At 71.4% G+C, this 1,283-nt stretch carries 2 protein-coding genes; both read left to right on the top strand.

Annotation, left to right across the window (positions count from 1 at the left end):
• Nucleotides 1-338, top strand: a 338-nt coding sequence (locus ACTWQJ_RS51500; protein WP_443313219.1) for a MurR/RpiR family transcriptional regulator, incomplete at its 5' end; no start/stop codon positions are given.
• A 67-nt stretch (nucleotides 339-405) separates the two neighbouring features.
• On the top strand, nucleotides 406-1,283 hold an 878-nt coding region (gene murQ, locus ACTWQJ_RS51495; protein WP_443313218.1), incomplete at its 3' end, for an N-acetylmuramic acid 6-phosphate etherase.

Raw genomic sequence — 1,283 nt, 5'->3', positions numbered from 1 at the left:
CCCTGGCCATCTCCCACTCCGGGGAGACCGAGGACACCATCGAGCCCCTCCAGGCCGCCGCCGAACGCGGCGCCACCACCATCGCCCTCACCAACGTGCCGCGCTCCACCCTCGCCGAATGCGCGGACCTCGTGCTGACGACCTGCGCCCGGGAGACCCCCTTCCGTTCCGGCGCGACCGTCAGCCGCATCGCCCAACTCGCGCTCATCGACTGCCTGTTCGTCGGCGTGGCCCAGCGCTCCTTCGACGCCACGACCGCCGCACTCGAGAAGACGTACGGGGCAGTCCAGCGCCGCAGGCGCTCGCAGCCGCAGCGCCGCACTCAGACCGGCGACTGACCGCCGACACCCCCCTTTCCTCCTGCCGGCACCACCCTGAGCACCACCCTGAAAGGACGACCGCGCCGTGGACCTCAGCACACTGGGCACCGAGACCCGCAACGAGCGGACCGCCGAACTGGACCGCATGCCGCTCTCCGAACTGCTCTCGGTCATGAACGCCGAGGACCAGACCGTCGCCCTCGCCGTACGTGACGCCCTCCCGGAGATCGGGGCCGCCGTCGAGGCGATCACCGAGTCGCTGCGGCGGGGCGGACGGCTGATCTACATCGGCGCCGGCACCAGCGGTCGTATCGGACTGCTCGACGCCGTCGAGTGCCCCCCGACCTTCGGCACCTCCCCCGAGCAGGTCGTGGGCCTGCTCTCCGGCGGCCCGGGCGCGTTCGTCGTGGCGGTCGAAGGAGCCGAGGACGAACCCGCGAGGGCAGTCGCCGACCTCGACGAGATAGGCGTGAACGACCGGGACACCGTTGTCGGACTCGCCGCCAGCGGCCGTACCCCCTATGTCGTCGGCGGCCTGAAGCACGCCGCAGCCAAGGGAGCCGTCACGGTGTCGGTCGCCTGCAACCGCGACGCGGTGGTCAGCCGGTACGCCGACATCCCGATCGAGGTCCCCACCGGCCCCGAGGTCCTCACCGGCTCGACCCGGCTCAAGGGCGGCACCGCCGAGAAGATGGTCTGCAACATGCTCTCGACCGCCTCCATGGTGCGCATCGGCAAGGTCTACGGGAACCTCATGGTCGACGTCCGGGCCAGCAACGACAAGCTCGTCGACCGGGCCCGCCGGATGGTCGTCCAGGCCACCGGTGCCGACTCCGACACCGCCTCCGAGGCCCTGCGAGCGGCCGGAGGCCACGCCAAGACCGCCATCGTCATGCTCCTCGCCCACTGCACCGCCGAGGAGGCCGCCCGGCGTCTCGACCAGACACAAGGCGACACGCGTAT

Origin of the sequence: Streptomyces sp. KR55 (assembly GCF_052245645.1) — a bacterium.
GTDB lineage: Bacteria > Actinomycetota > Actinomycetes > Streptomycetales > Streptomycetaceae > Streptomyces > Streptomyces flavusporus.
This window is presented reverse-complemented; position numbering and strand designations above follow the sequence as displayed.